At 71.9% G+C, this 24400-nt stretch carries 26 protein-coding genes; 15 read left to right on the top strand and 11 right to left on the bottom strand.

Annotated features, from left to right (window positions below):
- Positions 1–771, bottom strand: a 771-nt coding sequence (locus HGK34_RS10100; protein ID WP_307815886.1) for a biotin/lipoyl-containing protein, incomplete at its 3' end; no start/stop codon positions are given.
- A gap of 31 nt (positions 772–802) precedes the next feature.
- Positions 803–2263, bottom strand: a complete 1461-nt coding sequence (lpdA, locus tag HGK34_RS10095; RefSeq protein ID WP_307815885.1) for a dihydrolipoyl dehydrogenase — start codon at positions 2261–2263, stop codon at positions 803–805.
- Positions 2264–2496: 233 nt separating this feature from the next.
- Here lpdA and HGK34_RS10090 point away from each other — a divergent pair, with 233 nt between their 5' ends.
- Positions 2497–2850 (top strand): oxidoreductase, encoded by a 354-nt coding sequence (locus HGK34_RS10090; protein ID WP_201846732.1) that lies wholly within the window; start codon positions 2497–2499, stop codon positions 2848–2850.
- Between the two features lie 125 nt (positions 2851–2975).
- Here HGK34_RS10090 and HGK34_RS10085 read toward each other — a convergent pair whose 3' ends face one another.
- Positions 2976–4478: a leucyl aminopeptidase gene (locus tag HGK34_RS10085; RefSeq protein WP_201846730.1), complete on the bottom strand. Its 1503-nt coding sequence runs from the start codon at positions 4476–4478 to the stop codon at positions 2976–2978.
- A gap of 171 nt (positions 4479–4649) precedes the next feature.
- Here HGK34_RS10085 and HGK34_RS10080 point away from each other — a divergent pair, with 171 nt between their 5' ends.
- Genes HGK34_RS10080 through HGK34_RS10065 form a run of 4 tightly spaced genes read left to right on the top strand, consistent with a single transcriptional unit; the run spans position 4650 to position 6806 of the window.
- Complete coding sequence (locus HGK34_RS10080) at positions 4650–5009, top strand: hypothetical protein (RefSeq protein WP_201846728.1); 360 nt, start codon at positions 4650–4652, stop codon at positions 5007–5009.
- Positions 5006–5491: a hypothetical protein gene (locus HGK34_RS10075; protein ID WP_244666591.1), complete on the top strand. Its 486-nt coding sequence runs from the start codon at positions 5006–5008 to the stop codon at positions 5489–5491. Before HGK34_RS10080 ends, HGK34_RS10075 begins: the two co-directional genes overlap by 4 nt.
- Positions 5488–6591 (top strand): quinone-dependent dihydroorotate dehydrogenase, encoded by a 1104-nt coding sequence (locus HGK34_RS10070; RefSeq protein WP_201846726.1) that lies wholly within the window; start codon positions 5488–5490, stop codon positions 6589–6591. Before HGK34_RS10075 ends, HGK34_RS10070 begins: the two co-directional genes overlap by 4 nt.
- Entirely contained in the window at positions 6588–6806 is a 219-nt protein-coding gene (locus HGK34_RS10065; protein WP_201846725.1) for a hypothetical protein, read from the top strand. The genes HGK34_RS10070 and HGK34_RS10065 overlap by 4 nt, the downstream gene beginning before the upstream one ends.
- Before the next feature lie 51 nt (positions 6807–6857).
- Here HGK34_RS10065 and HGK34_RS10060 read toward each other — a convergent pair whose 3' ends face one another.
- From HGK34_RS10060 to yczE, 3 genes are all read right to left on the bottom strand, one after another.
- Positions 6858–7661, bottom strand: a complete 804-nt coding sequence (locus HGK34_RS10060) for a pyridoxamine 5'-phosphate oxidase family protein (RefSeq protein WP_244666590.1) — start codon at positions 7659–7661, stop codon at positions 6858–6860.
- Between the two features lie 220 nt (positions 7662–7881).
- On the bottom strand, positions 7882–8514 hold the full coding sequence (locus tag HGK34_RS10055; RefSeq protein ID WP_201846723.1) for a flavodoxin family protein: 633 nt from the start codon (positions 8512–8514) through the stop codon (positions 7882–7884).
- Between the two features lie 223 nt (positions 8515–8737).
- Positions 8738–9406, bottom strand: a complete 669-nt coding sequence (yczE, locus tag HGK34_RS10050) for a membrane protein YczE (protein WP_244666589.1) — start codon at positions 9404–9406, stop codon at positions 8738–8740.
- A gap of 61 nt (positions 9407–9467) precedes the next feature.
- On the opposite strand from yczE, the gene yczR reads away from it, so the two are divergent.
- Positions 9468–10943, top strand: coding sequence for a MocR-like transcription factor YczR (yczR, locus tag HGK34_RS10045; RefSeq protein WP_201846721.1), 1476 nt, complete (start codon positions 9468–9470; stop codon positions 10941–10943).
- A 33-nt stretch (positions 10944–10976) separates the two neighbouring features.
- Here the strand turns inward: yczR and HGK34_RS10040 are convergent, their stop codons facing one another.
- Positions 10977–12032, bottom strand: a complete 1056-nt coding sequence (locus HGK34_RS10040) for an LLM class flavin-dependent oxidoreductase (RefSeq protein ID WP_201846719.1) — start codon at positions 12030–12032, stop codon at positions 10977–10979.
- Positions 12033–12131: 99 nt separating this feature from the next.
- On the opposite strand from HGK34_RS10040, the gene HGK34_RS10035 reads away from it, so the two are divergent.
- Positions 12132–13145, top strand: coding sequence for an aldo/keto reductase family protein (locus HGK34_RS10035; RefSeq protein ID WP_201846717.1), 1014 nt, complete (start codon positions 12132–12134; stop codon positions 13143–13145).
- Positions 13146–13308: 163 nt separating this feature from the next.
- Here HGK34_RS10035 and HGK34_RS23195 read toward each other — a convergent pair whose 3' ends face one another.
- The gene (locus tag HGK34_RS23195; RefSeq protein ID WP_307815884.1) at positions 13309–13920 is read right to left on the bottom strand and encodes a DUF3043 domain-containing protein; all 612 of its coding nucleotides are present in this window, start codon (positions 13918–13920) and stop codon (positions 13309–13311) included.
- A gap of 39 nt (positions 13921–13959) precedes the next feature.
- On the opposite strand from HGK34_RS23195, the gene HGK34_RS10025 reads away from it, so the two are divergent.
- Entirely contained in the window at positions 13960–15360 is a 1401-nt protein-coding gene (locus tag HGK34_RS10025; protein WP_201846715.1) for a dipeptidase, read from the top strand.
- Between the two features lie 350 nt (positions 15361–15710).
- Here HGK34_RS10025 and HGK34_RS10020 read toward each other — a convergent pair whose 3' ends face one another.
- The 3 genes from HGK34_RS10020 to nadA form a co-directional block, all read right to left on the bottom strand.
- Positions 15711–16286: an acyl-CoA thioesterase gene (locus tag HGK34_RS10020; RefSeq protein ID WP_201846713.1), complete on the bottom strand. Its 576-nt coding sequence runs from the start codon at positions 16284–16286 to the stop codon at positions 15711–15713.
- 49 nt (positions 16287–16335) lie between these two features.
- Entirely contained in the window at positions 16336–16992 is a 657-nt protein-coding gene (locus HGK34_RS10015) for a DJ-1/PfpI family protein (RefSeq protein ID WP_201846711.1), read from the bottom strand.
- A gap of 98 nt (positions 16993–17090) precedes the next feature.
- The gene (gene nadA / locus HGK34_RS10010; protein WP_201846709.1) at positions 17091–18296 is read right to left on the bottom strand and encodes a quinolinate synthase NadA; all 1206 of its coding nucleotides are present in this window, start codon (positions 18294–18296) and stop codon (positions 17091–17093) included.
- Positions 18297–18378: 82 nt separating this feature from the next.
- Here nadA and HGK34_RS10005 point away from each other — a divergent pair, with 82 nt between their 5' ends.
- The 7 genes from HGK34_RS10005 to HGK34_RS09975 all read left to right on the top strand — a co-directional run bounded on the left by HGK34_RS10005 (position 18379) and on the right by HGK34_RS09975 (position 24313).
- On the top strand, positions 18379–18975 hold the full coding sequence (locus HGK34_RS10005) for a hypothetical protein (RefSeq protein WP_201846707.1): 597 nt from the start codon (positions 18379–18381) through the stop codon (positions 18973–18975).
- Positions 18976–19126: 151 nt separating this feature from the next.
- Positions 19127–19480, top strand: coding sequence for a HesB/IscA family protein (locus HGK34_RS10000; protein WP_201846704.1), 354 nt, complete (start codon positions 19127–19129; stop codon positions 19478–19480).
- A 110-nt stretch (positions 19481–19590) separates the two neighbouring features.
- Complete coding sequence (locus tag HGK34_RS09995; RefSeq protein WP_201846702.1) at positions 19591–20730, top strand: cysteine desulfurase family protein; 1140 nt, start codon at positions 19591–19593, stop codon at positions 20728–20730.
- The gene (locus HGK34_RS23520; RefSeq protein ID WP_307815883.1) at positions 20727–21077 is read left to right on the top strand and encodes a sulfurtransferase TusA family protein; all 351 of its coding nucleotides are present in this window, start codon (positions 20727–20729) and stop codon (positions 21075–21077) included. Before HGK34_RS09995 ends, HGK34_RS23520 begins: the two co-directional genes overlap by 4 nt.
- Before the next feature lie 196 nt (positions 21078–21273).
- Positions 21274–22179 (top strand): aa3-type cytochrome oxidase subunit II, encoded by a 906-nt coding sequence (gene ctaC / locus HGK34_RS09985; protein WP_201846700.1) that lies wholly within the window; start codon positions 21274–21276, stop codon positions 22177–22179.
- Entirely contained in the window at positions 22179–23903 is a 1725-nt protein-coding gene (ctaD, locus tag HGK34_RS09980) for an aa3-type cytochrome oxidase subunit I (protein WP_201846698.1), read from the top strand. The genes ctaC and ctaD overlap by 1 nt, the downstream gene beginning before the upstream one ends.
- Positions 23900–24313: a cytochrome c oxidase subunit 4 gene (locus HGK34_RS09975; protein ID WP_201846696.1), complete on the top strand. Its 414-nt coding sequence runs from the start codon at positions 23900–23902 to the stop codon at positions 24311–24313. Before ctaD ends, HGK34_RS09975 begins: the two co-directional genes overlap by 4 nt.
- Positions 24314–24400 lie beyond the last annotated feature (87 nt).

Here is a 24400-nt window from a genome sequence, read left to right as displayed (position 1 = left end):
AGATGTGTATAAGAGACAGGCGGGGGGCGCCGCAGCGGGTGCGGGAGCAGGTGCCGCGGGCGCAGGCGCTGCGGGCGCAGGAGCAGGAGCGGCGGGCGCGGGAGCCGCTGCGGCCGGAGCCGGAGCCGGAGCCGGAGCGGCGGGCGCCGGAGCGGCAGCGCCGGATCCGACGATCGCGAGCGTGGCGCCGACCTCGACGGTCTCGTCCTCGGCCGCCAGGATCTGCTGGACCGTTCCGGCGACGGGGGAGGGGATCTCGGTGTCGACCTTGTCGGTGGAGACCTCGAGCAGCGGCTCGTCGACCGCTACCTCCTCGCCGACCTCCTTGAGCCAGCGGGTGACGGTTCCCTCGGTGACGGACTCGCCGAGCGCGGGAAGCTTCACCTCGGTGCCCTCGCCGGCCGGAGCGGCGGGTGCCGCGGGCGCCTCGGCGGCCGGAGCGGCGGCGGGCGTCGCCGGGGCGGCTTCCGCGGGCGGCTCCGGAGCGGGCGCGGCCTCCGCGGCGGGCGCGGCCGGAGCCGCCCCGGCACCGGAGCCGTCGCCGATCACGGCGAGAGTGGCGCCGACCTCGACGGTCTCGTCCTCCTCCACGAGGATCTGCTCCAGGGTCCCCGCGACGGGCGAGGGGATCTCCGTGTCGACCTTGTCGGTCGACACCTCGAGCAGTGGCTCGTCGATGGCGACGGTGTCGCCGACGCTCTTGAGCCAGCGGGTGACAGTGCCCTCGGTGACGGACTCGCCGAGGGCCGGCAGCTGCACGTTCTCAGACATGACCGGTGTGGTCTCCTTCGTCGTTACTGGGTCAGTTGTGGGCGTGCAGAGGCTTGCCGGCCAGAGCCATGTGTGCCTCTCCGAGTGCCTCGTTCTGGGTGGGGTGTGCGTGGACGAGCGAGGCGACGTCCTCCGGGAACGCCTCCCAGCCCACGATGAGCTGACCTTCGCCGATCAGCTCGCCCACGCGCGAGCCGATCAGATGCATGCCGACCACGGGGCCGTCCTTGCGGCGCACGAGCTTCACGAAGCCCGTGGTGCCCAGGATGCGGCTCTTGCCGTTGCCGGCCAGGTTGTACTCGAGCGTCTCGACGCCGTCGGCGCCGTACAGTTCCTCGGCACGAGCCTGCGTCACGCCGACCGACGCGACCTCGGGCTCGCAGTAGGTGATCCGGGGGATCGTGGTCTCGTCGACGGGGACCGGCTCCGCCACGACGGCATCCTCCGTGGAGCCGCCGGACGGCGTACCCGCCGACGCCGCGACCGACTCGGCGACGAAGATGCCCTGCGCGAACCCGCGGTGCGCGAGCTGCAGCCCGGGAACGATGTCGCCCACGGCCCACACCTGACCGCCGTCAGGGGTCGTCACGCCCGTGCGCAGACGCTCGTCGGTGACGACGAACCCGCGGTCCAGCCGGACGCCCGCGGTCTCGAACCCGAGGTCCGCAGTGCGAGGGCCACGGCCGACGGCGACCAGCAGCAGGTCCGCGTCGAACGCCTTGCCGGACTCGAGGGTCACCCGCACGCCGTCGTCGGACTGCTTGACCTCCGCGAAGCGGTCGCCGAGCGTGAACCCGATGCCGCGCTTGCGGAACGCCCGTTCGAGCGCCTTGGACAGCGCGACGTCCTCGGACGGGACGAGGTGGTCGAGGGCCTCGACGATCTGCACGTCGGCACCGAAGGACCGCCACACGCTGGCGAGCTCGACGCCGATCACGCCACCGCCCAGCACCACCACCGAGTTCGGTACATGGTCGAGCGACAGCGCCTCGTCGGAGGTGATGACCCGGCCGCCGATCTCCAGGCCGGGCAGCGTGCGCGCGTACGAACCGGTGGCGAGCACGACATGGCGCCCCGCGTACCGGACGCCGTCGGCCTCGACCACGCCCGGTGCCACGAGCGAGCCGTGCCCGCTCACGTAGGTGATGTCGCGCGAGGCGACGAGTCCCTGCAGCCCCTTGTAGAGGCCTGCCACGACGGAGTCCTTGTAGGCGTGAACGCCCGCGATGTCGATGCCGTCCAACGATGTCCGCACTCCGAGCCGGGATCCCTCACGTGCGACGTCGGCCACCTCGGCGGCGTGCAGGAGCGCCTTCGTCGGGATGCACCCGTTGTGCAGGCAGGTTCCTCCGAGCTTGCCCTCCTCGATGAGGGCGACGGTCAGTCCGAGCTGTGCGGCGCGCAGCGCGGCGGAGTACCCACCGCTGCCGCCACCGAGCACGACGAGGTCGAAGATGCCGGGGTTGCCGGCGGTCGTTGCCGTGGATGCCACTGCGTTGCTCCTCGCTCCAGCGGGTCAGCCTCTGGGTCGTCGTGTGCGCAGGCAGGCCTTGTGGGCGCCGGACGCACCGCCTGACATCTTGTCACCTCGAACGCCCGGCCCCAATTTGTGGGGTCGATTCCCGGTGTGATGCTGGAGACATTCCCGGCACGCCCTGCTGGGGCCCAGGCGTGACCTGGGGCTTTTTCAGGGGACTCCCAAGGGGTGCCGGTAGTCTTCGCGGCATGCCCAGATCCCCACGTCTTTCCTTCGCGCGATTGTTCCGTCGCCGCACCCGTGGCGGTCCGGACGCCGGTGGCAGGCCGTCGAGCGACGCGCGCCGCCAGACCATGCAGCACCTGCGTGACTTCATCGACACCCGGCAGGGCGTCGAGGCGTACGTGGAACCCCCCACCGCCCAGATCCCCGCGACGATCCTGCTCGTGGCCACGACGGGGGAGTGGACCCGGCGCCGCGTGCCCGACGAGAAGACCGCCTTCGACCTGGCGGGCGAGCTCGGCGTGCCGGTCTACAACGTCCGTTTCATCGGCTACCCCCAGCGGATGCGCGACTGGACCTCGGCGCAACGCCGCAAGTAGTCATCCGCCGGCCGCACCCCTCGCCGGCTGCACCCGGCGAGTCGGCATGTGCGCTGAACGGTCGGGAGGCCGCGGCCGCGGCACTACCCACGCGCTGCCGCCGCCCCGCGGCACCGCCTGGGCCCCTACTTCGCGGCCCGGTTCTCCAGGAAGGCGACCAGGGTGCGGACACCCACGCCCGTGCCCCCGGGCGAGGTGTAGCCGTGCGCGCCCTTCTCGTTGTACGACGGCCCGGCGATGTCCAGGTGCGCCCAGGGGGTGTCGCCCACGAATGTGCGCAGGAACAGCCCGGCATTCAGCATCCCGCCCCAGCGGGGACCGGAGTTGGCCACGTCGGCCACCTTGGACTTGATGTTCGCCTGCAGTTCGTCGGGCAGCGGCATCGGCCAGAACAGCTCACCGGCGGTGTCGGCGGCGGCCTTGACCTCGTCGCGCACCGACTCGGTGCCCATGACTCCCGCCGTGTAGGGCCCGAGCGCGACCATTTGCGCGGCCGTCAGCGTGGCGATGTCGATGATGGTGTCGTGCCCGTCCTCGACCGCGGAGGCGAGCCCGTCGGCCATGACGACCCGGCCCTCGGCGTCCGTGTTGAGCACCTCGACCGTCTTGCCGCCGTAGATCGTGACGACGTCGGAGGGGCGCTGCGCCTTGCCGCCCGGCATGTTCTCCGCGAGGCAGAGGTAGGCCGTCACCGCGACCGGGAGGCCGAGCCGCGCGACGGCGACCATGGTCCCGAGCACCGCCGCGGCGCCGGCCATGTCCGACTTCATGGTCTCCATGCTGGCCGACGGCTTGAGCGAGATCCCGCCGGTGTCGAACGTGATGCCCTTGCCCACCAGGGCGATCTTCTCCGCGCCCTTGGCCGACTTGGCGGGCGCGTACACGATCTTCACCAGGCGAGGCCCGCGGGAGGAGCCCTGTCCCACCGCGGTCAGCCCGCCGTACCCGCCGGCGCTGAGCTGCTTGTCGTCCAGGACGGTGACCTTGAGGCCCTTGACGTCCTTGGCGGCGGCCTTCGCGGCGTCGGCGAACGAGGCCGGGTACAGCTCGTTCGGCGCGGCGTTCACCAGGTCGCGCGTGGCGTGCACGGCGCCGGCGAGGATGCCGGCCCGCTCGACGGCCAGCTTGGCCTTCGTCCCCCGCGCGAGGGTGGTCAGGACCTCGACGGACCCGACCGGTGCCTTGGCGCCGTCGTCGTCGCCGGACCGGTACCTGTCGAAACGGTAGGCACCCAGCAGGGAGCCCTCGACGACGGCGGCGAGCTCGGTGTCGTCCGTCGCCGGGAGCGACACGGCTGCCGAGGCCACGCCCGACAGCTCGCGCGTGGCGGCGCCCGCGGCGCGGCGCAGGATCTCCGGCGCGAACGTGCCGTCCTCGGCACGTTCGCCGAGACCGGTCAGCACGAGCACGTCGGCCTTGAGGCGCGGTCCGGCCGGGACCTTGCGGACCTCGTCGCGCGCGCCGGTGATGCCGAGCTGCGGGGCGATGGCCTCGATCTCGGTCACGAGTTCCGCCGGGAGGTGGTCGGCGACGATCGCGACCCCGTCGGACGTCTTGGCCGTGGCGACGACGAGTGCGTCCGTGCGCACGGCGATCGGATTCTTGCTGGAGAGGGAAAGGTCGGTCACCCCGCGATGCTATCCCGGCGTACGACGGCGGTCGTGGTGGCGCGGGCGCGGGCCCGCGGGTCCTCTCGGCAGGAGCGCTCACGGCGGTCCAGCCGTGGGCTGCGGGTGAGAACCACGACACATCGGGGCAGGAGATTTCATCGCACTCCGTGGCGCCGGTAGTCTTCCACCGTGCTGCTACCCCTCCTGATCCTGCTGGTCGCGCTCTGCGTGGCACTCGGCGGGTGGGCCGCCTGGTTCGTCGTCAAGGACCGTCCGGTCATCCTCAACCAGCTCTGGGGCGGAGCGATCGTGGAGGGCGTGCTCATCGCGCAGGCCATCACCGCGGCGATCCGCAGTGCCACCCACGGACCGCCGTCGGACCCGCTGCTGTTCTGGGGGTACATGGCGACCTCCCTCGTGATCCTGCCGGTGGCAGCCGCGTGGGCCTTCGCGGAGCGCACCAAGTGGTCCTCGGTGGTGCTGCTGGTGGCGGCGCTCACGGTCGGGTTCCTCAACTATCGCCTGTGGCAGATCTGGACGGGCGTATGAGCGGGCCCGCGAGCAGCGCGAGGCGTGGAGCGGCCCGCTCGACCGCCACGGGGTTCGGCCGGGTGCTCGTGACCGTCTACGGGATCCTGGCGTTCGCCGCGCTGGGGCGCTCGTCCTACGAGCTCGTCGCCAAGTTCGGCGAGGCGCCCGTGGCCTATGCGTTGTCCGCGCTGGCCGCCGTCGTGTACGTGGTGGCCACGGTGGCTCTGGCGCTCGGTGCGTCGCCCGGGTGGCGCCGCGTCGCCTGGGTCGCGGTCGGCGTCGAGGCCGTGGGCGTGCTCACCGTCGGTACGGCATCGCTCGTGAGCCGGGACGTGTTCGGTGAGTCGACGGTATGGAGCCTGTTCGGGCAGGGGTACGGTTATGTCCCGCTCGTCCTGCCCTTCGTCGGCCTGTGGTGGCTGTGGCACACACGAGGGCCGGCCGCGCACGGGGACCGGGGCCCGGACCCGTCGGACGGATCGGAGGAGACCACGGCATGAGCTTTCCCTACTCGCTGCTCTTCAACGCCGTATTCAGGCGGATGGACCCCGAACGCGCGCACGAGCTGGCGTTCCGGGGGATCGAGCTGCTGGGCAAGGTGCCGGTGGTGGCCGACGTCGTCCAGGGCGCGCTCGCCCCGTACCTCGGCCGCGGTATCGGAGGGCCGGGCAGCGTCCGCGTCTTCGGACGGACCGTGCCCGCGCCGTTCGGGCTGGCAGGCGGTTTCGACAAGAACGGCCGCGCGGTCCGCGGTCTGACCGCGCTCGGCTTCGGGTTCGTCGAGATCGGCACGGTGACCGCCCACGGCCAGCCGGGCAACGAGCGCCCGCGGTTGTGGCGTGAGCTCGACCTGCGCGGTGTGCGCAACCGGATGGGATTCAACAACGAGGGCGCCGCCGCGGCCGCCGAGCGCCTGCGCGCCCTGCGCGCCACACGGGCCGGCCGCGCGATCGTCGTCGGCGCCAACATCGGCAAGACGAAGCGGACCCGGCCCGACCTGGCCGCCGAGGACTACGCCCACTCCGCCCGGCTGCTCGCGCCGTGGGCCGACTACCTCGTCGTCAACGTCTCCTCCCCGAACACCCCCGGGCTGCGCGACCTGCAGGCCACCGAAGCGCTGCGCCCCATCCTCATCGCGGTGCGTGAGGCGGCCGACGAGGCCACCGCCGCCATGTCCGCACGCGGCGGCCACACCGGTCCGCGTCAGGTCCCGCTGCTCGTGAAGATCGCTCCCGACCTGGCCGACGAGGACATCGAGGCGGTCGCCGACCTCGCCCTGGAGCTCAAGCTCGACGGTGTGGTCGCGGTGAACACCACGGTGGGCCACGACCGCGGACCGGGTGGTCTGTCCGGCCCGATCCTGCGGGCACGCGGCGTCGAGGTCGTGACGCACCTGCGCAAGCGGCTCGGGCAGGGCCCCGTGATCATCGGCGTCGGAGGTATCACCTCGGCCGACGACGTCCGCGCCTACCTGCACGCCGGGGCCGACCTCGCGCAGGGGTACACCTCCTTCATCTACGAGGGGCCGTTCTGGGCGGCCGGCATCAACCGCGCCCTGACCCGGTCCGCCGGTTCGGTCGGCAGCGGGAGGCAGGGTTGACCGTCACGATCCGCCCCCGGTGGGAGTGGGCGTTGCACGACGACGGGGGCGTGCGCCTCGGGGAGCCCGTCACCCCGGTCTTCACCAGTCAGTTCGACGCCGAGCAGTGGCTGGGGGAGCACTGGCGGTCGCTGGCCGGGTCCGGCGCGGCCTCCGCCCGGCTCCACCACGACGGCGCGCCGGTCGGATCCCAGCTGGACCTGCGGATCCCCTGACCGCCGCATCCTGGCCCGGCGTGCTCCCGGAACGGCTTCCGTCGCAACGGCTCAGCGGTCTGCGAGGAGGTCCGCGAGACGGGCGCGCCGGGCTCGCGCCTGCTCGGTCAGCCGGGCCGCCGCCCTCGTCACCGATTCCGGGATCTTCCCGGTACCGGCAGCTGGATCCGTGACCGGCTCGTCCGGGCGCAGCGCGAGGGGCAGGACCCCTGACCACATCGCCGGGTCCGCACCGTCCGTGTCCTCCGCCGTACCGGCGAACCGGACCTTGACGCTCGCCCGGTCCAGAGGGACCCGCAGTACCTGGGTGGACATGGTCTCCTTGCGCGTCAGCTCGGGCACCTCGGCGCGCCGCCCCGGCATGAGGTGGTCGCTCACCAGCCAGAGGGCCTCGGCGCGCTGTTCGGCCGGGACCGGTGTGGCCCTGCCGAAGATCATCGCGCTGCGGTAGTTGGCCGAGCTGTCGAACAGCGACCGCGCGTACACCAGACCGTCGAGATGGGTGACGGTGACGGAGACGGGTACGCCGTCGTCCCCGGCGTCCAGGAAGAGCCCGCCGCCCGTGGACCCGTGCAGCAGCAGTTCGGGGCCCCGGCCCAGGTCGCCCACGCCGTACAGGTACGGCAGCACCACCGGGAGGCCGTCGCGCACCATGGCGACGTGCGCGAACATCCCGTCGGCCAGGATCTCGTGGAGCACGGCGGGGTCGTGCACCTGCCGCCGGCGCTCGCGGCGCACCGTGAGGGAGGGGGCGGCCGGCGTGCCCGGCGGTGCGCCGTCCCGGCCCGAGCCCGCCATGTCATCGTGCGCCGGGGCGTCACCGGCGTCGGGCCGGGTCTGAGTCGTGTCAGTCATGTCCGCGACGCTACGGTCGATCCGGACCGGTCAGAAGGCCAGTTCCACCGCGATCGATCGGGCCATTCGGGCCGTCCCGGCCGCCGGCTGTTCCGCCGGGCGCACGCCTCGCGTGCTCTGCCGGGTGCGTCGCCGGGTACTCCGCCAGGCCGGCCGCCGTCCGCGCATCGGACCGACGGCTCGCGCGCATCGGACCGACGGCTCGCGCGCGGCGGACCGGCTACTCGCGCGCGGCGCCCGCGCCGACCGGTGTCCCGGGGCGTGCGGCCTGCGGGGAGAAGAACTCCGCCGCGCGCTCCGCGGTCCCGGGCGAGTCCATCGCCTGGCCTGGCTTGGAACCGTTGGCCAGAAGCGCCCCGGCCCAGTGCATCCGTAGGCGGGCGGCGCTGTTGCGCAGGGTGCCGAGGAGCGGCTCCACGAGGGTGACGTCCTCGGAGGCGTAGGCCGTCACGGCCCACATCCGCTTGCCGCTCATCGTGCCCTCGAAGTCGGTCCCGGGCACGCGCATCCAGGCCGACCAGTGGTCCAGGTACAGCTTCACGCTGGCCGAGACGCTGTACCAGTACAGCGGGCTGACCACCACGAGGTCCGTCGCCGCGAGCGTCTCGGCCCACAGCGTGCCGACGTCGCCGACGGGTTCGGGGTACGTGCCGTCACCGGAGTGGCGCAGGTCCTCGAACCGCGGGATGTCGAGGTCGCCGAGGTGGAGCCATCGCTGCCGCACGTCCGGCGGCAGCGTCCGGGCCGCCCGTCGCGCGAGCGCCTCCGAGTTCCCTCCCCGGCGCGCGCTGCCCAGGACGAACAGGAAGCTGCGCTCGGATGTCGGCGGCCGGCTGGGGGTCTCCACGGTCATGACCCACGCAACGGCATGCTCCGGCCGATTCTTCCCGGCTCTCGCGGGCACGTGACGGAGGTCACCATCACGGTCCGCGCCGGCCCGGCGGGAGCCCGCGTCGAACGGGGCCCGCGTCAGCCGGGCTCACCGGTGCCGACGTCGAACGGGACCCGTGCCGGCCCGGCCCACCGGTGCCGACATCGGCCGGGGCCCGGCTCGGCGGTGGCCGCCCGCCCCCGGGTCAGCCCACCAGACCGCGTGGTGCCAGCCACTTCCAGGAGGACCACTGCACCACGGGGCCGATCGTGAGGGCGAACAGGACCGTCGACCAGCCGAACGTGCCGCCGAGCAGGATTCCGGTGACCACCACGACCGTCTCGATCCCGGTCCGGATCCGCCAGACCGGCCAGCCGGTGCGCGCGACGAGTCCGGTCATCAGCCCGTCACGGGTTCCGGGTCCGAGCCGCACCCCGATGTAGGCGGCGGTCGCGATGCCGTTGATCACGATCCCGGCCAGCGCCAGCGACACGCTCGCGACCAGACCGGGGTCGGGCGCCAGCCGGTCGAGGACCGCCAGCGAGGGGTCGATCGCGAGCGAGATGATCAGGGTGTTCGCGACGGTTCCGATGCCGGGCATCTGGCGCAGCGGGATCCAGCAGGCGAGCACCGCCAGGCTGGTGATCAGGACGACCCAGCCGAACGACAGCCCGGTGGTCCGTACGACGCCCTCGTGCAGCACGTCCCAGGGGGTGTTGCCCTGGCCGGAGTGGATGATCATCGCCATCGAGAAGGTGAAGAGCAGCAGTCCCAGCACGAGCTGCGCCGCTCGCCGGACGGGGCCGAAGGCGGGCGCCGCGCCTCTGCTTCTCGTGGGTCGTGATGGTCCGACGGCGGTGGTTGGTTCAGTCATGTGCCACAGCCTCCGCCGGATTGGACTTGTTCGCTATAGCCAATTGAGCGAGAGTGGCCCCATGACGCTCGCACCTGACGCTCACCGGCAGCTCTCCCCGGCGGCCACGATGCGACTCCTCGGAACCTGGCACGCGGGCGGCCCCGCCTACACGGCCCTGGCGGACGCGCTGCGCGCCGCAGTGCTCGCGGGCACGATCGCGCCGCTCACGCGGCTGCCCTCCGAGCGTGAGCTGGCCCCCGTGCTGGGCGTCTCCCGGACGACGACGGCGGCCGCCTACCGGCGGCTTCGCGACCTCGGCTTCGCCGCGAGCCGTGTGGGCTCCGGGACGGTGACGCTGCTGCCCCGGCTCGCCGAGGCACCGGCCGGCGGTGACGTGGCCGTGCCCGATGCCGCGGGAACCCTCGGCGATCCCCTCGCCCGGGGCGCGGCCCACCCCGCCGCGCCGTCCGGCGTCGTGCACCCCGTCCTGCTGAACCAGGCGACGGCACCCGCCGCGCCGGAGGTCGGGCCGGCCTTCGAGCGGGCGCTCGCCGCGCTGCCCGAGCACCTCGCGTACGGCGGGTACGCGCCCTACGGGATCGCTCCGCTGCGCGAGGCGGTGGCCGCGCGCTACCGCGAGCGCGGGGTGCCGACCACGCCCGATCAGGTCCTCGTGACGACGGGGGCGCAGAACGCCATCTCCCTGGTGGTTCGCAGCGTGCTCGGGCGGCGGGAGACCGCCGTCGTGCAGTCGCCGACGTACTTCCACGCGCTGGACACCCTCCGCGAGGTCGGGGGACGGGTGGTCGGCGTCCCCACGGGCTACGACGGACTGGACGTGGAGCTGCTGGCCTCGACGGTGCGGCGGACGAGGGCGCGGATGCTGTTCCTGATCCCGGACCACCACAATCCCACCGGGACGTCGCTGACACCCGCGGAGCGTGTCGCCGTGCGGGAGCTCGCCGAGCGGACGGGGGTGACGGTGCTCGCCGACGAGACGCTGACGGACCTGGCGCTGTCCGGCTCTCCGGACGCGAATCCGCCGTTCGCGGGCGACGGGACCTCGCCGCACCTGATCACGGTGGGGTCGACGTCCAAGTCGTTCTGGGGCGGGCTGAGGATCGGCTGGGTCCGGGCGCATCCGGACGTCGTCGCGCGGCTGGTGCGGACACGGCAGAGCACCGACATCGCGACCGCCGTGATGGAGCAGCTCGTCGCGGCGGAGCTGATCGGGCGCCGTGACGAGATCCTCCCCGGGAGGCTCGCGTGGTTCCGCGAACGGCGGGACACCCTGGTCGCGGCATTGCGGCAGGCGCTGCCGTGGGACGTGCCCGTGCCCGACGGCGGCCAGTTCGTCTGGGCGGGCCTGGGCGGGCCGCTGGCACACGCGTTCGCCGCCGCGGCGGCGGCGGAAGGGGTCATGCTGAACGCGGGGCCGACCTTCACCCCGGACGGGTCGTCCCAGGACCGCGTGCGGCTGACCTTCCCCCACAGTCCGGATCTCCTGGAGATCGTCGTGCCGCGCCTGGTCCGGGCCTGGGACCGCATCCGCTGACCGGCGGGCGGCCGCGGCCGCCCGCCGACGGGCCTACGCGGCGAGGGCCGTGGTAAGGAGCTCCAGGGTGCGAGCGCGGGCAGGGGTGGTGTCGAGCGGCTCGTCCTCGCGGGCTCCGGCGACCGGGACGATCATGACCTCGTCCACGTCGTGGGCCGCGGCCAGGCGGCGCAGCTCCGCCGACGCGGAGGCGACGTCGCCGATCAGCCAGCGCTCGGACAGGGCCTCGATCGTGCGCGCCATGACATGGTCGGGCTTGTCCGCCATGGCCTCCTCGACGGTCTCGACGGGGCGCATCGCGCGGCCGGTACGCATCCGGGCGATGGTGCGTAGCTGTGGCAGGGCGCGTTCGCGCGCCTCGTCGGCCGTGTCCGCGACGACGGTGTTGATGGTCAGGAAGGTGCGCGGGACGGGGTGTGCGTCGCTGGGCACGTAGTTCTCGCGGTAGAGCCGCACGATCTGTTCCATGCCCTGACCGGCGAAGTGGTTGGCGAACACGTAGGGGAGCCCGAGCTCGGCGGCGAGCCGCGCGGAGTAGTCGCTGGACCCGAGCAGCCAGACGTCGGGGGAGCCGACGGCGGCCGGCGTGGCTCGGACGTCGTAGAGGTTCCCGGAGGTCAGGCGCAGGCGGGCGCCGTCGGGTGCCATCATCGCCAGGATGTCCCGCACGTGCTGCGGGAACTGCTCCACGTCCGCCGTCGGACCGGACGAGCGCAACAGGGAGGACACCACCGGGTCGCTGCCCGGCGCGCGGCCCAGGCCGAGGTCGATCCTGCCCGGGGCGAGTGCCTCGAGCGCCGCGAACTGCTCGGCCACGACGAGGGGAGCGTGGTTGGGCAGCATCACGCCGCCCGAGCCGACGCGGATGCGCTCGGTGCGCGCCGCCGCGGCGGAGATCATGACCGGTGGGGACGACGCCGCCACACCGGGCATGTTGTGGTGCTCCGCGAACCAGTAGCGGGTCATGCCGAGCTGGTCGGCGAGCGCCACCAGGTCGAGCGAGGCGGCGAGGGCCTGCGAGCTGCTCTGGCCGGTGCGCACCGGGATCAGGTCGAGGACGGACAGCTGCGGTGACGTGTGGGTGCTCATCTCCGGGCACAACCTGGCGGGCGCGAAGTGTGTTCCCTTGAGGCGTAAACGGGTCGATTCGATTCGATCTTGCCGTCCGCATGGTCATAGGGTGCGGGCATGGTCAACTACCGGTACCTCGGCAACAGCGGTCTCAAGATCACCGAGATCACGTACGGAAACTGGCTCACCCACGGTTCGCAGGTGGAGAACGACACGGCGACGCAGTGCGTGCGTGCCGCGCTCGACGCCGGCATCTCCACGTTCGACACCGCGGACGTGTACGCCAACACGAAGGCTGAGCAGGTGCTCGGCGACGCCCTGAAGGGGGAGCGTCGTGAGTCCCTGGAGATCTTCACGAAGGTCTACTGGCCCACGGGTCCGGGCGGCCCCAACGACACGGGTCTGTCGCGCAAGCACATCATGGAGTCGATCAACGGGTCGCTCACCCGGCTCGGTACGGACTACGTGGACCTGTACCAGGCCCACCGGTACGACACCGAGACCCCGCTGGAGGAGACGATGCAGGCGTTCGCCGACATCGTCCGGCAGGGCAAGGCGCTGTACATCGGCGTCTCGGAGTGGACGGCCGACCAGATCCGCGCGGGCGCGGCGCTGGCGAAGGACCTGGGCTTCCAGCTCATCTCGTCCCAGCCGCAGTACTCCATGCTGTGGCGGGTCATCGAGGACGAGGTGGTTCCCGCCTCCAAGGAGAACGGGATCTCCCAGATCGTCTGGTCGCCCATCGCCCAGGGCGTGCTGTCCGGCAAGTACGTGCCGGGCCAGGCGCCGCCGGCCGGTTCGCGTGCGACGGACGAGAAGGGCGGGGCCAAGATGATCTCGCGCTTCATGAACGACGACGTGCTGGCCGCCGTGCAGAACCTGCGGCCGATCGCGGACGAGCTGGACCTGACCATGGCGCAGCTTGCCGTGGCCTGGGTGCTGCAGAACGACAACGTGGCCGCCGCGCTCGTCGGTGCCTCGCGTCCGGAGCAGGTCGCGGAGAACGTCAAGGCCTCGGGGGTCGAGATCCCGGCCGAGCTGATGACGAAGATCGACGACGCCCTGGGCGGCGTCGTGGAGCGCGACCCGGCAAGGACGGCCCAGGGCGCGCCGCAGCAGCGCGTGGCCTGAGGTCCTTCCGGCGGGCGGCGTGACGCGGTCCCTGCCCGGCATGGGACGTGCCCCGGCCCCGCGGAGCGACGAAGCGGCTGCCGACGAGATCACTCGTCGGCAGCCGCTTCGTGGTTGCCGGGTGGGCGCGCGGCCGTGCCGGGTGGGCGTGCGCCTCGGCCGGTCAGCTCGGGAAGTTGCCGTGCTTCTTGCTGGTGGGCCGGGGCAGGCGGGAACGCCGGATCTGGTACGACCGGGACACGGCGTACATCATCGTCCCGCCCGGGACCTCACCGAACTTCGCCAGCAGCCGCTTCTTCAGCCCCCGCCACATGACCACGGCGTCGACGATGGTGAGGAACAGGAAGCCGTACATCCCGACGAACAGCACGACGGTGAGCTCCGCCAGCTGGTTCGCGAGGAACGAGCCCAGCAGCATGACGACCGCCACCGGCAGGAAGAACTCCCCGAGGTTCCAGCGCGCGTCGACGTGGTCGCGGGCGTAGGCCTTGACCTGGCCCTTGTCGCGCGGCGGCAGGTGCCTCGCCATCTTCGGGTCTGTGGGGTTCTGCATGGCGGCCATCGACAGGTCGCGGGCCTTGCGCTCCTTCTCCCGCGCCGCCTGGCGTGCCGCCTTGCGGTCGTCCGGCACCAGCGGCCGCTTGTTCGCGGCCTGGGCGTCCTTGCGCTTCGGCGTGGCACGGCCCTTGCCCGACGACGGCTGCTCGGTCACCTCGTCCGGGGTGTCGCCGACCGGGGTCACGTCAGAGTTGGTGGACTTGCTGCGGGAGAACACCGAACAATCGTAGTCGCTGCCGGGGCCGCCGCGGGTACCGTGGGCCGCGTGACTGAACCGAGCATCCCCTCCACCGCGCCCGCAGACGCCACAGCGCTGCGCGAGCGCGTCGCCGAGCTGTTCCCCGCACTGCGGGCAGACCTCGAGTCGCTCGTGCGCATCCCGAGTGTCGCGTTCTCCGGCTTCGACCAGGCCCACGTCGCGAAGTCGGCGGACGCCGTCGCGAACCTCCTGAGTGGCGCCGGCCTGCCCGACGTGCAGATCCTGCGCGCCCCCAAGCCCGACGGGTCCGACGGCGCACCCGCCGTCGTCGCCCGCCGCCCCGCCCCCGAGGGCGCGCCGACCGTGCTGCTGTACGCCCATCACGACGTCCAGCCTCCGGGCGATCCGTCGACCTGGGACACCGAGCCGTTCGAGCCCACGCAGGTGGGGGAGCGCCTGTACGGCCGCGGCGCGGCGGACGACAAGGCGGGGCTCATGGCCCACCTCGGCGCGCTGCGCGCCCTCGGCGACGATCTCGCCTGCGGTGTCACGGTGTTCGTCGAGGGCGAGGAGGAGGACGGGTCGCCGTCGTTCCGGGCGTTCCTGGAGGAGTACCGGGAGCTGCTCGCCGCCGACGTGATCGTCGTGGCCGACTCGATGAACTGGAAGATCGGCGTGCCCGCGCTGACCACCTCGCTGCGTGGTCTCGTGGACGGCTACCTCGAGGTCGAGGTGCTGGGGCATGCCGTCCACTCGGGCATGTTCGGCGGCCCGGTGCTGGACGCGCTCACCCTGCTGAGCCGCATCATCGCCAGCTTCCACGACGAGGCGGGGAACGTCGCGGTCGAAGGCCTGGTCAGCGCCCCTGAGCCGACCGTCGACTACACCGAGGAGGACTTCCGGGCGGACTCCTCCCTGCTGCCCGGCGTCGAACTCGCCGGAACCGGCTCGATCGCCGGGCGCCTGTGGTGCAAGCCGACGCTCGCGATCCTCGGGATCGACGCGACGCCCGCCGGCGAGGCGTCGAACACGATCACCCCGAGCGCACGCGCCAAGGTGTCGCTGCGGCTGGCGCCCGGACAGGACCCCGACGCGGCCGCCAAGGCGCTCGAGGAGCATGTCCTCGCGCACGCGCCGTTCGGCGCGACGGTGACCTGGACGCTGAAGGAGACGGGCAAGCCGTTCCTCGCCCCCGGGGACTCCGCGGCGATGCGGGCCGCGCGCGACGCGTTCACGACGGCGTGGGGGACCGATCCGGTCGACATCGGCGTGGGTGGATCCATCCCGTTCATCGCGGACCTGCTGGAGGTGTTCCCGGACGCGGCGATCCTGGTGACCGGTGTCGAGGACCCGGACTCGCGCGCGCACGGCGCCAACGAGTCGGTGCACCTCGGCGAGCTGGAGAAGGTGGTCCTGGCGGAGGCGCTGCTCCTGACGAACGTGGCCAAGGGCCTCTAGGCGCGGGCGCGAATCCCGCGGCCGGGCGGGCCGCGGCTGGGCGGTCCGGCTGGGTGGCCGGCTGGGTGGCCCGGTCAGGCCGCCCGGCTGCGGGCGGCGGTAGCTGTACCCGGCCGGAGGCGTTCTGGCGGGTCGGAGAACGGCCGGCGGGTCGGCCTTGGGTTTCATCTGTGTGGTCGGTCGATCAGCGCGTGGTCGGTCAAGTGATCGACCGACCACGCGCTGACTGACCGACCACGCGCTGACTGACCGACCACGGGAACCGCCGTGGCGACCTCAGGGTCGATGCGGGATGCGGTGGCGCCACGCACTCGCCCGCCCGGCCCGCACAGCGCGCACCGCGCAGTCCGTCAGGCGTCCACCCGCTCGCGCGCGGTGGTGTCACGCGGGGCCACGTCGATGACGCGGGACCACGCGGCGACGTCGTCGGGCAGCGCGGGGCTCTCCGGCGGGTTGTGCGGCCCGTGTGCCTCCGCCAGCGCCTCGACCACCGTTGCGGGAGCGACGCGGTCGTTAGTGTGGGTGTGCAGGAACCGCGTGGCGACCACGCCGCGCGCGCAGAGCTTCTCCCGCCGCGTGAACACCTGCTCCATGTAGAAGCAGCGGGCGTCCCAGCCGAGCACCCGCGTGGTGAGCTCGAACTTGTCGAACAGCTTCAGGGATCGCCGGTACTTCATGGTCGACGCCGCGACGACCGCACCGAGCTTCTTCTCCCGGCCCAGCACGGCCCCGCCCATCTCTGCCACGTGCCGGAACCGGGCCACGTCCATGAGCTGGAGATACGAGCCGTTGTTCACATGCATCAGCAGGTCGAGGTCCTGAGGCAGGACGCGCATCGTGTAGACGGACGGGTCCAGGAGCGAGCGGCCGGGAACGCGCTTCCGCGGGAAGATCCCGGTCCACGCGAGCTGCAACATCCGAGTCATGGGACGGAGCGTATACCCGGCACCGCCGGTACTAGATACTTGGGCGTCGTCAGATCCCTCTTGTGGGGTGCCCGATCGTCCCACCCGGGCCGGGAGTGCCGCCGAACCATGGCTCGGTGGCTCCCCGGTACTGGATCACCCGCTGCACCGCTCGGGCGACGGCCGGCGTCTCCAGGCGGGAGACCAGGTGCAGGGCCATGTCGATCCCGGCGGTCACACCCGCCGAGGTGATGACGTCACCCTCGTCGACGAACCGGGCCTCCGTGTCGACCATGATGCTCGGGTCGAGCTTGACCAGTTCGTCGAAGGAGTCCTCGTGGGTCGTGGCCACCCGTCCGGCGAGAATACCCGCCGCGGCCAGGGGAAGCGCGCCGGTGCTGACCCCGGCGACCACCGCCGTCTGCTCCCGCATCGCCCGCAGCCAGTCCAAGTGGTGCGGCTGGTCGATGAGCTCCCGGGTCCCGATCCCTCCCGGGTAGACGAGCAGGTGCACGGCCCCGATGTCGTCGGCGGAGTGGGAGGGGACGATCCGCAGGCCGCGGCTCAGCCGGACGCCGTTCCCGTTCCAGGAGAACGTCGACACGGTCGGCCGCAGCTCGGAGTGGTCCGCCCAGACCGAGAGCACCTCGAAGGGCCCGACGACGTCGAGCTCCTCCGCACCGTCGAACACGAAGATCCCGACCCGCAGCCCGCCGTTGCTGCTCATCGCATCTCCCACTCCCTCATCGGAGATCCCGGCAGCCGGGCGGCTGCCGGTCGCTTGTTCCGTCGCTCTGTTTCGCTGTGCGTGTCGCCCCGTGGCCCTCAGATACCCGGCAGTGCCAGCATCTGGTCCAGCGCCACCCGGGCCCAGTGCGCGTCGTCGGCGTCGACCACGATCCGGTTCACCATCCGGCCCGCGGCCAGCGACTCCATCGCCCACACCAGGTGCGGCAGGTCGATCCGGTTCATGGTCGAGCAGAAGCACACCGTCTTGTCCAGGTAGTGCACCTGAAGATCCGGGTGCTCGCGCGCCACCCGGCGCACCAGGTTCAGCTCCGTGCCCACGGCCCAGGACGATCCGGGCTCGGCCGCGTCGAGCATCTTGATGATGTACTCCGTGGAACCCACGTAGTCGGCGGCCGTGACCACCTCGTTCTTGCACTCCGGGTGCACCAGCACGTTGACGTCCGGCACCTGCGCCCGGATGTCCAGGACGTTCTGCTCCGAGAAGCGCCCGTGCACCGAGCAGTGACCCCGCCACAGGATCATCCGCGCGTTCTCGAGCTCCTGCGCCGTCAGGCCGCCGTCCGGCTTGCGCGGGTCGAAGACGACGCAGTCCTCCAGGGACAGGCCCAGCTTCTGCACCGCCGTGTTGCGGCCGAGGTGCTGATCGGGGAGGAACAGCACCTTGCCCGTTCCCTCCACGCCCTTGGTCCCGCCCACCTGGTCGAACGCCCAGCGCAGCGCCACCTCCGCGTTCGACGACGTGCAGACCGTCCCGCCGTGGCGCCCGGTGAACGCCTTGATCGCCGCCGAGGAGTTCATGTACGTGACCGGGATCGTGTCCCCGGCGACCCCCAGGTCCTGCAGCACCGCCCAGGCCTCCTCGACCTGCCCGATCTCCGCCATGTCAGCCATCGAGCAGCCCGCGGCCAGGTCCGGCAGCACGACCTGCTGCGCGTCGGAGGTCAGGATGTCCGCGCTCTCGGCCATGAAGTGCACGCCGCAGAACACGATGTACTCGGCCTCGGGGCGAGCTGCGGCCTCGCGCGCGAGCTTGAAGGAGTCACCGGTGACGTCGGCGAAGTCGATGACCTCGTCCCGCTGGTAGTGGTGGCCCAGGACGAAGGCGTTCCGACCGAGGGCCGCGCGCGCCGCCCGGGCACGCTCGACCAGGTCCGGGTCGCTGGGGGCCGGCAGATCGCCGGGACACTCGACACCGCGCTCCGAGCTCAGGTCCCTTCCCTGCCCCAGCAGCAGGAGAGGGGACGGCGCAGGCTCGCGGAAGTTCTCCAGGAGGGTGCTCACGCAACCATGGTTGCACAAGCCGGGTGGTCCGAAGCCGCCGGGCCCAGCCACCGAGGACTCTCCGCCCGGCTAGTCTCGTGACGTGCACGTACTCGTGATCACGCGCGACATCGACGACGCGCGGCAACTTTCCGAGGCATGGTCTCGCGCCGTCCCCGGCGTCGGCGCGGAGCCGCGCGCCGTGCGGGTCGCGCCGTCCGCGCCCGCGTCACCCTCGCCGCCGTCGTCCGGCAGCGCCGTGCCGGAGGGCGACGGCGGACCCGACGGCGCCCGCGGCGCTCCGCAGGAAGCCGGCCGGAACCCTGGCTCCGGCCCCGCACCGGTCGTCGTCGCCGGGACGCGTCTCACCGTCGGCGCCCCGCCTCCCGAGCCCGCCGGCCCTTCCGCACCCCGGTCCGTGCTCCCGCCCGCCGAGGCCGCCGCCCTGTCGGGCGCCGCCGCCACGTGTGACGTCGTCGTGGCCTGGGTGCCCGTGCTCGACGCCGGAACCCTGCGGGCCGGCCCCCTCGCGGAGGCCGCCGCGGCCGCGGCACCCCACGCCGTTCCCGTCGTGGCGCTCGCGGAGCGGGTCGAGGTCAGCCGCCGCGAACTCGCCTCGGCGGGCGTCAGCGGGGCCCACGAGGTGCACGGCACCGACGTCGGCCGTGTCGCCCGCTCGTGGACGCCGGGCTGGGCGTGACCGTCGCCGGGGCGGCGTGACACCTGTCACGCCGCCCGCCGGGGAGACGGGCGTAGGATCGGGAACAGAACTCGCGGGGCCGGTGTTACCAGCCCACGAGAAGACCGCCAAGGCAGCGCCGACGCGCGCCAGAGCAGGAGCTGGAGCTGAAATGACCGAGACTGCCTCCGAAATCGCCACCCACGGCGTGAACCTCACCGACTTCGCGGCCGACAAGGTCCGCAGTCTGCTCGAGCAGGAGGGACGCGACGACTTGCGTCTCCGTGTGGCCGTGCAGCCCGGTGGCTGTTCGGGACTGATCTACCAGCTCTACTTCGACGAGCGCCTGCTCGAGGCGGACGCGCTGCGCGACTTCGGCGGCGTCGAGGTCGTCGTGGACAAGATGAGCGTTCCGTACCTGGAGGGCGCCACCATCGACTTCGCGGACACCATCGAGAAGCAGGGCTTCACCATCGACAACCCGAACGCCGGCAGCGCCTGCGCCTGCGGCGGTTCGTTCAGCTGACGCTCGGCGCCACAGCCGGCCCGCGTACGACGGCGGCCGCAGGTTCCTTCGGGAGCCTGCGGCCGCCGTCGTCGTGTCCCGTCGGCGTCTCGTGGTGCGACGATCTGACCATGGACAGTTCCGTACCGCGCCGCGTCCACCTCGACAACGGGGGCCGGGCGCCGTGGCACCCGCTCGCCCGCGAGGCGTTCCTCCAGGCACTCGACGACGGCTGGGCCGACCCCCGGCGTCTGCACGCCGAGGGCCGCCGGGCGGCGCGGCTGCTCGACGGCGCTCGCGAGGCCGTGGCCGCCGTGCTCGGGGCGCGCACGGAGGAGGTGCGCTTCACGCACAGCCACACGGCGGCCCTGCACCGTGCGGTCCAGGCCGGTGCCGCGGGCCGGCGTCGTGCCGGGAGCGGGATCGTCGTCGGCGCGAGCGAGCGCGCGGCCGTCCTGCACGCCGCTGACGCGGCGGGGGAGCGCGTGACGGTTGGCGTGGACCGGTTCGGCCGGGCCGACGCCGACGCCTTCGGGGCCGCGCTGGCACGTCCCGGCGTGGCGCTGGCGGCGCTCCAGCACGCGAACGGCGAGGTCGGCACGCGCCAGCCCGTCGAGCAGGTGCACGAGGCCGCCCGCGCGGCCGGTGTCCCGCTGCTGGTCGACGCCGGGGCGAGCCTCGGCCACGCGCATGTGGCCGGGACGTGGGACCTGCTCGCGGCCGATCCCGCCGACTGGGGCGGCCCGGCCGGTATCGGTGTGCTGGCGGCACGGGGCCGCGTCCGGCTGGCCGACGACGGTCCCGAGGATCCCGAGCCCTGGGCGCCCGGTGGGGTGAGTGTTCCCCTGGCGTTCGCGGCCGCCGTCGCCCTGGAGTCCGTCCAGTCCGACCTCGCCGCCGCGGGCGCGCGCCGCCGGCAACTCGTGGACCGGATCCGTGCGGCCGTCACCGAGGTACCCGACGTGGAGGTCGTCGGCGATCCCGACTCCCGGCTCCCGCACGTGGTCACGTTCTCGTTCCTCTACGTCGACGGCGAGGCGCTGGTCACCGAGCTGGACCGGCAGGGGTTCGCCGTCGGCTCCGGCTCCGCGTGCACGGCCTCCACGCTCGAGCCCTCTCACGTGCTCGCGGCGATGGGTGTGCTCACCCACGGCAACGTGCGCATCGCGCTGGATCGTGGCACGTCGCCCGAGGACGTCGAACGGTTCCTCGCCGTGCTGCCCGCAGCCGTGGGACGGGTCCGTGAGGCCCTGGGGGTGCAGGGGCTGTGAGCGTGCCGGGAGGAGCGGAGCGCCGGGGCGCGGAGCCGGTCCCGCCGGACGTCCCGCCGGACGCCACGGCGTCGGCGGTGGACGACGGCGGGATCCCGGACGGTCCGAGGGAACCTGCCGAGATCGTCGACGCACGGGGGCTGCGCTGTCCGCTCCCGGTGATCCGGCTGGCCGCGCGGGCGGAGGGGCTTCCGCCGGGGACGGAGCTCTCGGTTCTGGCCACCGACCCGGCCGCGCAGTACGACGTACCCGCCTGGGCGCGGATGCGGGGGCACGAACTGGTCGCCGCGACGGAGTCGGACGGCGTCTGGACGATCACGGTCCGAGTGCAACGTTCTGACACGTGAAGCAGGTGTGTCCGAACCGGTCGGACAGGGGCGGTCGAGTGCGTGACTCGTCACACTTGCTCCATGCCATGTCGGTCATCGCCAGCACTCTCGGCGCGCTAGGCTGCCACCTATCAGATGGTTCTGCGTGGAGCCCGGGTGCACGTCGTGGTCGTGCGCCGGTACGCACCGCCGGACGAGACGTGAAAGGCCACCCTTGCACTCGAAGCCCTCGACCCGCACCTGGCGGGCCGCTCTGCGTGCGTCGGCACTCGCCGTCGTCGTCGCGGGGCTGGCCACCGGCTGCGCCAGTGAAACCGCCCAGCGCGGTTATCTTCCCGGCTATGAGGACGGGGAGGTGACGAACCAGACCGCCGACATCACCCACCTGTGGGTGGGCTCATGGGTGGCAGCCCTTGCCGTGGGAGTGATCACGTGGGGCCTGATGCTGTGGTGCATCGCCGCCTACCGCAAGCGCCGGGACGATCACCGCCTGCCCGTCCAGACCCGCTACCACATGCCGCTCGAGATCATGTACACCGTGGTCCCGACGCTGATGATCCTCGCGCTGTTCTGGCACACCGACAAGGTCATGACCTCGATCGTGGAGCCCGAGGCCGAGCCGGACATCCACATCGGCGTCATCGGCAAGCAGTGGAGCTGGGACTTCAACTACCTCGACGAAGGCGTCTACGAGTACGGCGAGCACGTCAACGACCCGGGCGGCGTGACCGACGACCAGCTGGTCGACGGCGAGCCGGGCACCGATGTCGACGCGCCCACGCTGTATCTCCCGGTGAACAAGACGGTCGAGTTCCAGCTCGACTCGCGGGACGTGAACCACTCCTTCTGGATCCCGGCGTTCCTCTACAAGGAAGACCTGATCCCGCATCACACCAACTACTACCAGGTGACCCCCACGCGGGAGGGAACGTACGCCGGCAAGTGCGCCGAGCTCTGCGGCGAGTTCCACTCCGGCATGCTCTTCAACGTGAAGGTCGTCTCCCAGGCGGAGTTCGACGCGCAGATGGACGCGCTGCGTGCCGCGGGCCAGGAGGGCGAGCTCGGGCTCGACCTCGTCCGCGTGCAGGGTCCCATCAACGCCGAGGAGGCTGAGAACTGATGGCCACCGCAACCCACGCGGACGTGGTGCCCGGTCTGCGCGAGGACCGGCAGTCCTTCGGCAAGGTCGTGGTCAAGTGGATCACGTCCACCGACCACAAGACCATCGGGTACATGTACCTGATCACGTCGTTCCTGTTCTTCTGCATCGGCGGTGTGATGGCTCTGGTCATCCGCGCCGAGCTGTTCGAGCCGGGAATCCAGCTGGTGCAGAGCAAGGAGCAGTACAACCAGCTCTTCACCATGCACGGCACGATCATGCTGCTGCTCTTCGCGACCCCGCTGTTCGCGGGCTTCGCGAACGTCATCATGCCGCTGCAGATCGGCGCACCCGACGTCGCGTTCCCGCGGCTGAACATGTTCGCCTTCTGGCTGTTCCTGTTCGGCGGGCTCATCGCCTCGTCCGGGTTCTTCACGCCGCAGGGCGCCGCGTCGTTCGGCTGGTTCGCCTATGCGCCGTTGTCGTCGACGACCTTCAGTCCGGGGCTCGGTGGAGACCTGTGGGTGTTCGGCCTCACGCTCGGTGGATTCGGCACCATTCTCGGTGCGGTCAACTTCATCACCACGATCATCACCATGCGCGCGCCGGGCATGACGATGTTCCGGATGCCGATCTTCACCTGGAACACGCTGGTCACCAGCCTCCTCGTGCTGATGGCCTTCCCGCCGCTGGCCGCGGCGCTGTTCGCGCTCGGTGCCGACCGCCGGCTCGGTGCCCAGGTCTTCAACCCGGAGAACGGTGGCGCGCTGCTGTGGCAGCACCTGTTCTGGTTCTTCGGCCACCCCGAGGTGTACATCATCGCCCTGCCGTTCTTCGGCATCGTCTCGGAGATCCTCCCGGTCTTCTCCCGCAAGCCGATCTTCGGCTACGTGGGCCTGATCTACGCGACCATCGCCATCGCCGCGCTGTCGGTGACGGTGTGGGCGCACCACATGTACGTCACGGGCGCGGTCCTGCTGCCCTTCTTCGCCTTCATGACGATGCTCATCGCCATCCCGACGGGCGTGAAGTTCTTCAACTGGATCGGCACGATGTGGCGAGGGAAACTCACGTTCGAGACACCGATGCTGTGGAGCATCGGGTTCCTCGTGACGTTCCTCTTCGGCGGCCTGACGGGCATCATCCTGTCGAGCCCGGCCCTGGACTTCTCGCTGTCCGACTCGTACTTCGTCGTGGCGCACTTCCACTACGTGGTGTTCGGCACCGTGGTCTTCGCGATGTTCGCGGGCTTCTACTTCTGGTGGCCCAAGATGACGGGCAAGATGCTCTCGGAGCGCCTCGGGAAGGTCCACTTCTGGATGCTCTTCGTCGGCTTCCACACGACGTTCCTCATCCAGCACTGGCTGGGTGTGTGGGGCATGCCGCGCCGTTACGCCGACTACATGCCGCAGGAGGGCTTCACGCTCGCCAACCAGGTGTCGACGGTCGGCGCGTTCATCCTGGCGGCCTCGACGCTGCCGTTCCTGTGGAACGTCTACACGACGGCACGCAACGCGCCGAAGGTCACCGTCGACGACCCGTGGGGCTACGGCCGTTCGCTGGAGTGGGCAACGGGCTGCCCGGTGCCGCGCCACAACTTCACGTCGCTGCCCCGCATCCGCAGCGAGTCGCCGGCGTTCGACCTGCACCACCCGGAGGTGGCGGCCATGGAGCACCCGGAGCTGTATCCGGTGGGCGCTCCCGCGCAGTCGACCACGCAGATCACCAAGGAGAGCGGCAAGTGAAGATCGAGACCAGGCTGTTCATCGCCGGGACGCCGCTGTTCCTGCTGGCCGCCGGCGTCTACGCGCTCTGGACGGCCAACACGGCCCAGGGGTGGGAGCCCGTCGGCACGCTGTGCATCCTTCTCGTGGGCGCGATGGTCTTCATGGTCGGCTTCTACCTGATGCTGACCGCGAAGCGGATCGACGAGCGTCCGGAGGACACCGAGCACGCGGAGATCGCGGACGGCGCCGGGGACCAGGGCGTGTTCGCGCCGTGGAGCTGGTGGCCGCTGGCGATCGCGGGCTCGGCGGCTCTCGCCTTCCTCGGCCTGGCCGTGGGCTGGTGGATCCTCGGCATCGCGATCCCGTTCGGGATCATCGCCCTGGTGGGCTGGGTCTTCGAGTTCTCTCGCGGCCAGCACGCCCACTGAGTGGGCGGTTGCCCACCCCGCGTTCCGCGACCCCACGAGCCTGCGCGCTCGTGGGGTCGCGGCGTTTTCGACGGCGGCCCGGGCACT

It is taken from the genome of Myceligenerans indicum, from assembly GCF_016742955.1.
GTDB classification, from domain to species: domain Bacteria; phylum Actinomycetota; class Actinomycetes; order Actinomycetales; family Cellulomonadaceae; genus Myceligenerans; species Myceligenerans indicum.
This window is presented reverse-complemented; position numbering and strand designations above follow the sequence as displayed.

Coding starts and splice junctions, on each gene's coding strand:
- HGK34_RS10090 (WP_201846732.1), top strand. CDS start 2,497: ATGCCCAGATCCCCACGTCTTTCCTTCGCGCGATTGTTCCGTCGCCGC.
- HGK34_RS10075 (WP_244666591.1), top strand. CDS start 5,006: ATGAGCGGGCCCGCGAGCAGCGCGAGGCGTGGAGCGGCCCGCTCGACC.
- HGK34_RS10070 (WP_201846726.1), top strand. CDS start 5,488: ATGAGCTTTCCCTACTCGCTGCTCTTCAACGCCGTATTCAGGCGGATG.
- HGK34_RS10060 (WP_244666590.1), bottom strand. CDS start 7,661: ATGACTGACACGACTCAGACCCGGCCCGACGCCGGTGACGCCCCGGCG.
- HGK34_RS10055 (WP_201846723.1), bottom strand. CDS start 8,514: ATGACCGTGGAGACCCCCAGCCGGCCGCCGACATCCGAGCGCAGCTTC.
- yczE (WP_244666589.1), bottom strand. CDS start 9,406: ATGACTGAACCAACCACCGCCGTCGGACCATCACGACCCACGAGAAGC.
- yczR (WP_201846721.1), top strand. CDS start 9,468: ATGACGCTCGCACCTGACGCTCACCGGCAGCTCTCCCCGGCGGCCACG.
- HGK34_RS10040 (WP_201846719.1), bottom strand. CDS start 12,032: ATGAGCACCCACACGTCACCGCAGCTGTCCGTCCTCGACCTGATCCCG.
- HGK34_RS10035 (WP_201846717.1), top strand. CDS start 12,132: ATGGTCAACTACCGGTACCTCGGCAACAGCGGTCTCAAGATCACCGAG.
- HGK34_RS10020 (WP_201846713.1), bottom strand. CDS start 16,286: ATGACTCGGATGTTGCAGCTCGCGTGGACCGGGATCTTCCCGCGGAAG.
- HGK34_RS10015 (WP_201846711.1), bottom strand. CDS start 16,992: ATGAGCAGCAACGGCGGGCTGCGGGTCGGGATCTTCGTGTTCGACGGT.
- HGK34_RS10000 (WP_201846704.1), top strand. CDS start 19,127: ATGACCGAGACTGCCTCCGAAATCGCCACCCACGGCGTGAACCTCACC.
- HGK34_RS09995 (WP_201846702.1), top strand. CDS start 19,591: ATGGACAGTTCCGTACCGCGCCGCGTCCACCTCGACAACGGGGGCCGG.
- ctaD (WP_201846698.1), top strand. CDS start 22,179: ATGGCCACCGCAACCCACGCGGACGTGGTGCCCGGTCTGCGCGAGGAC.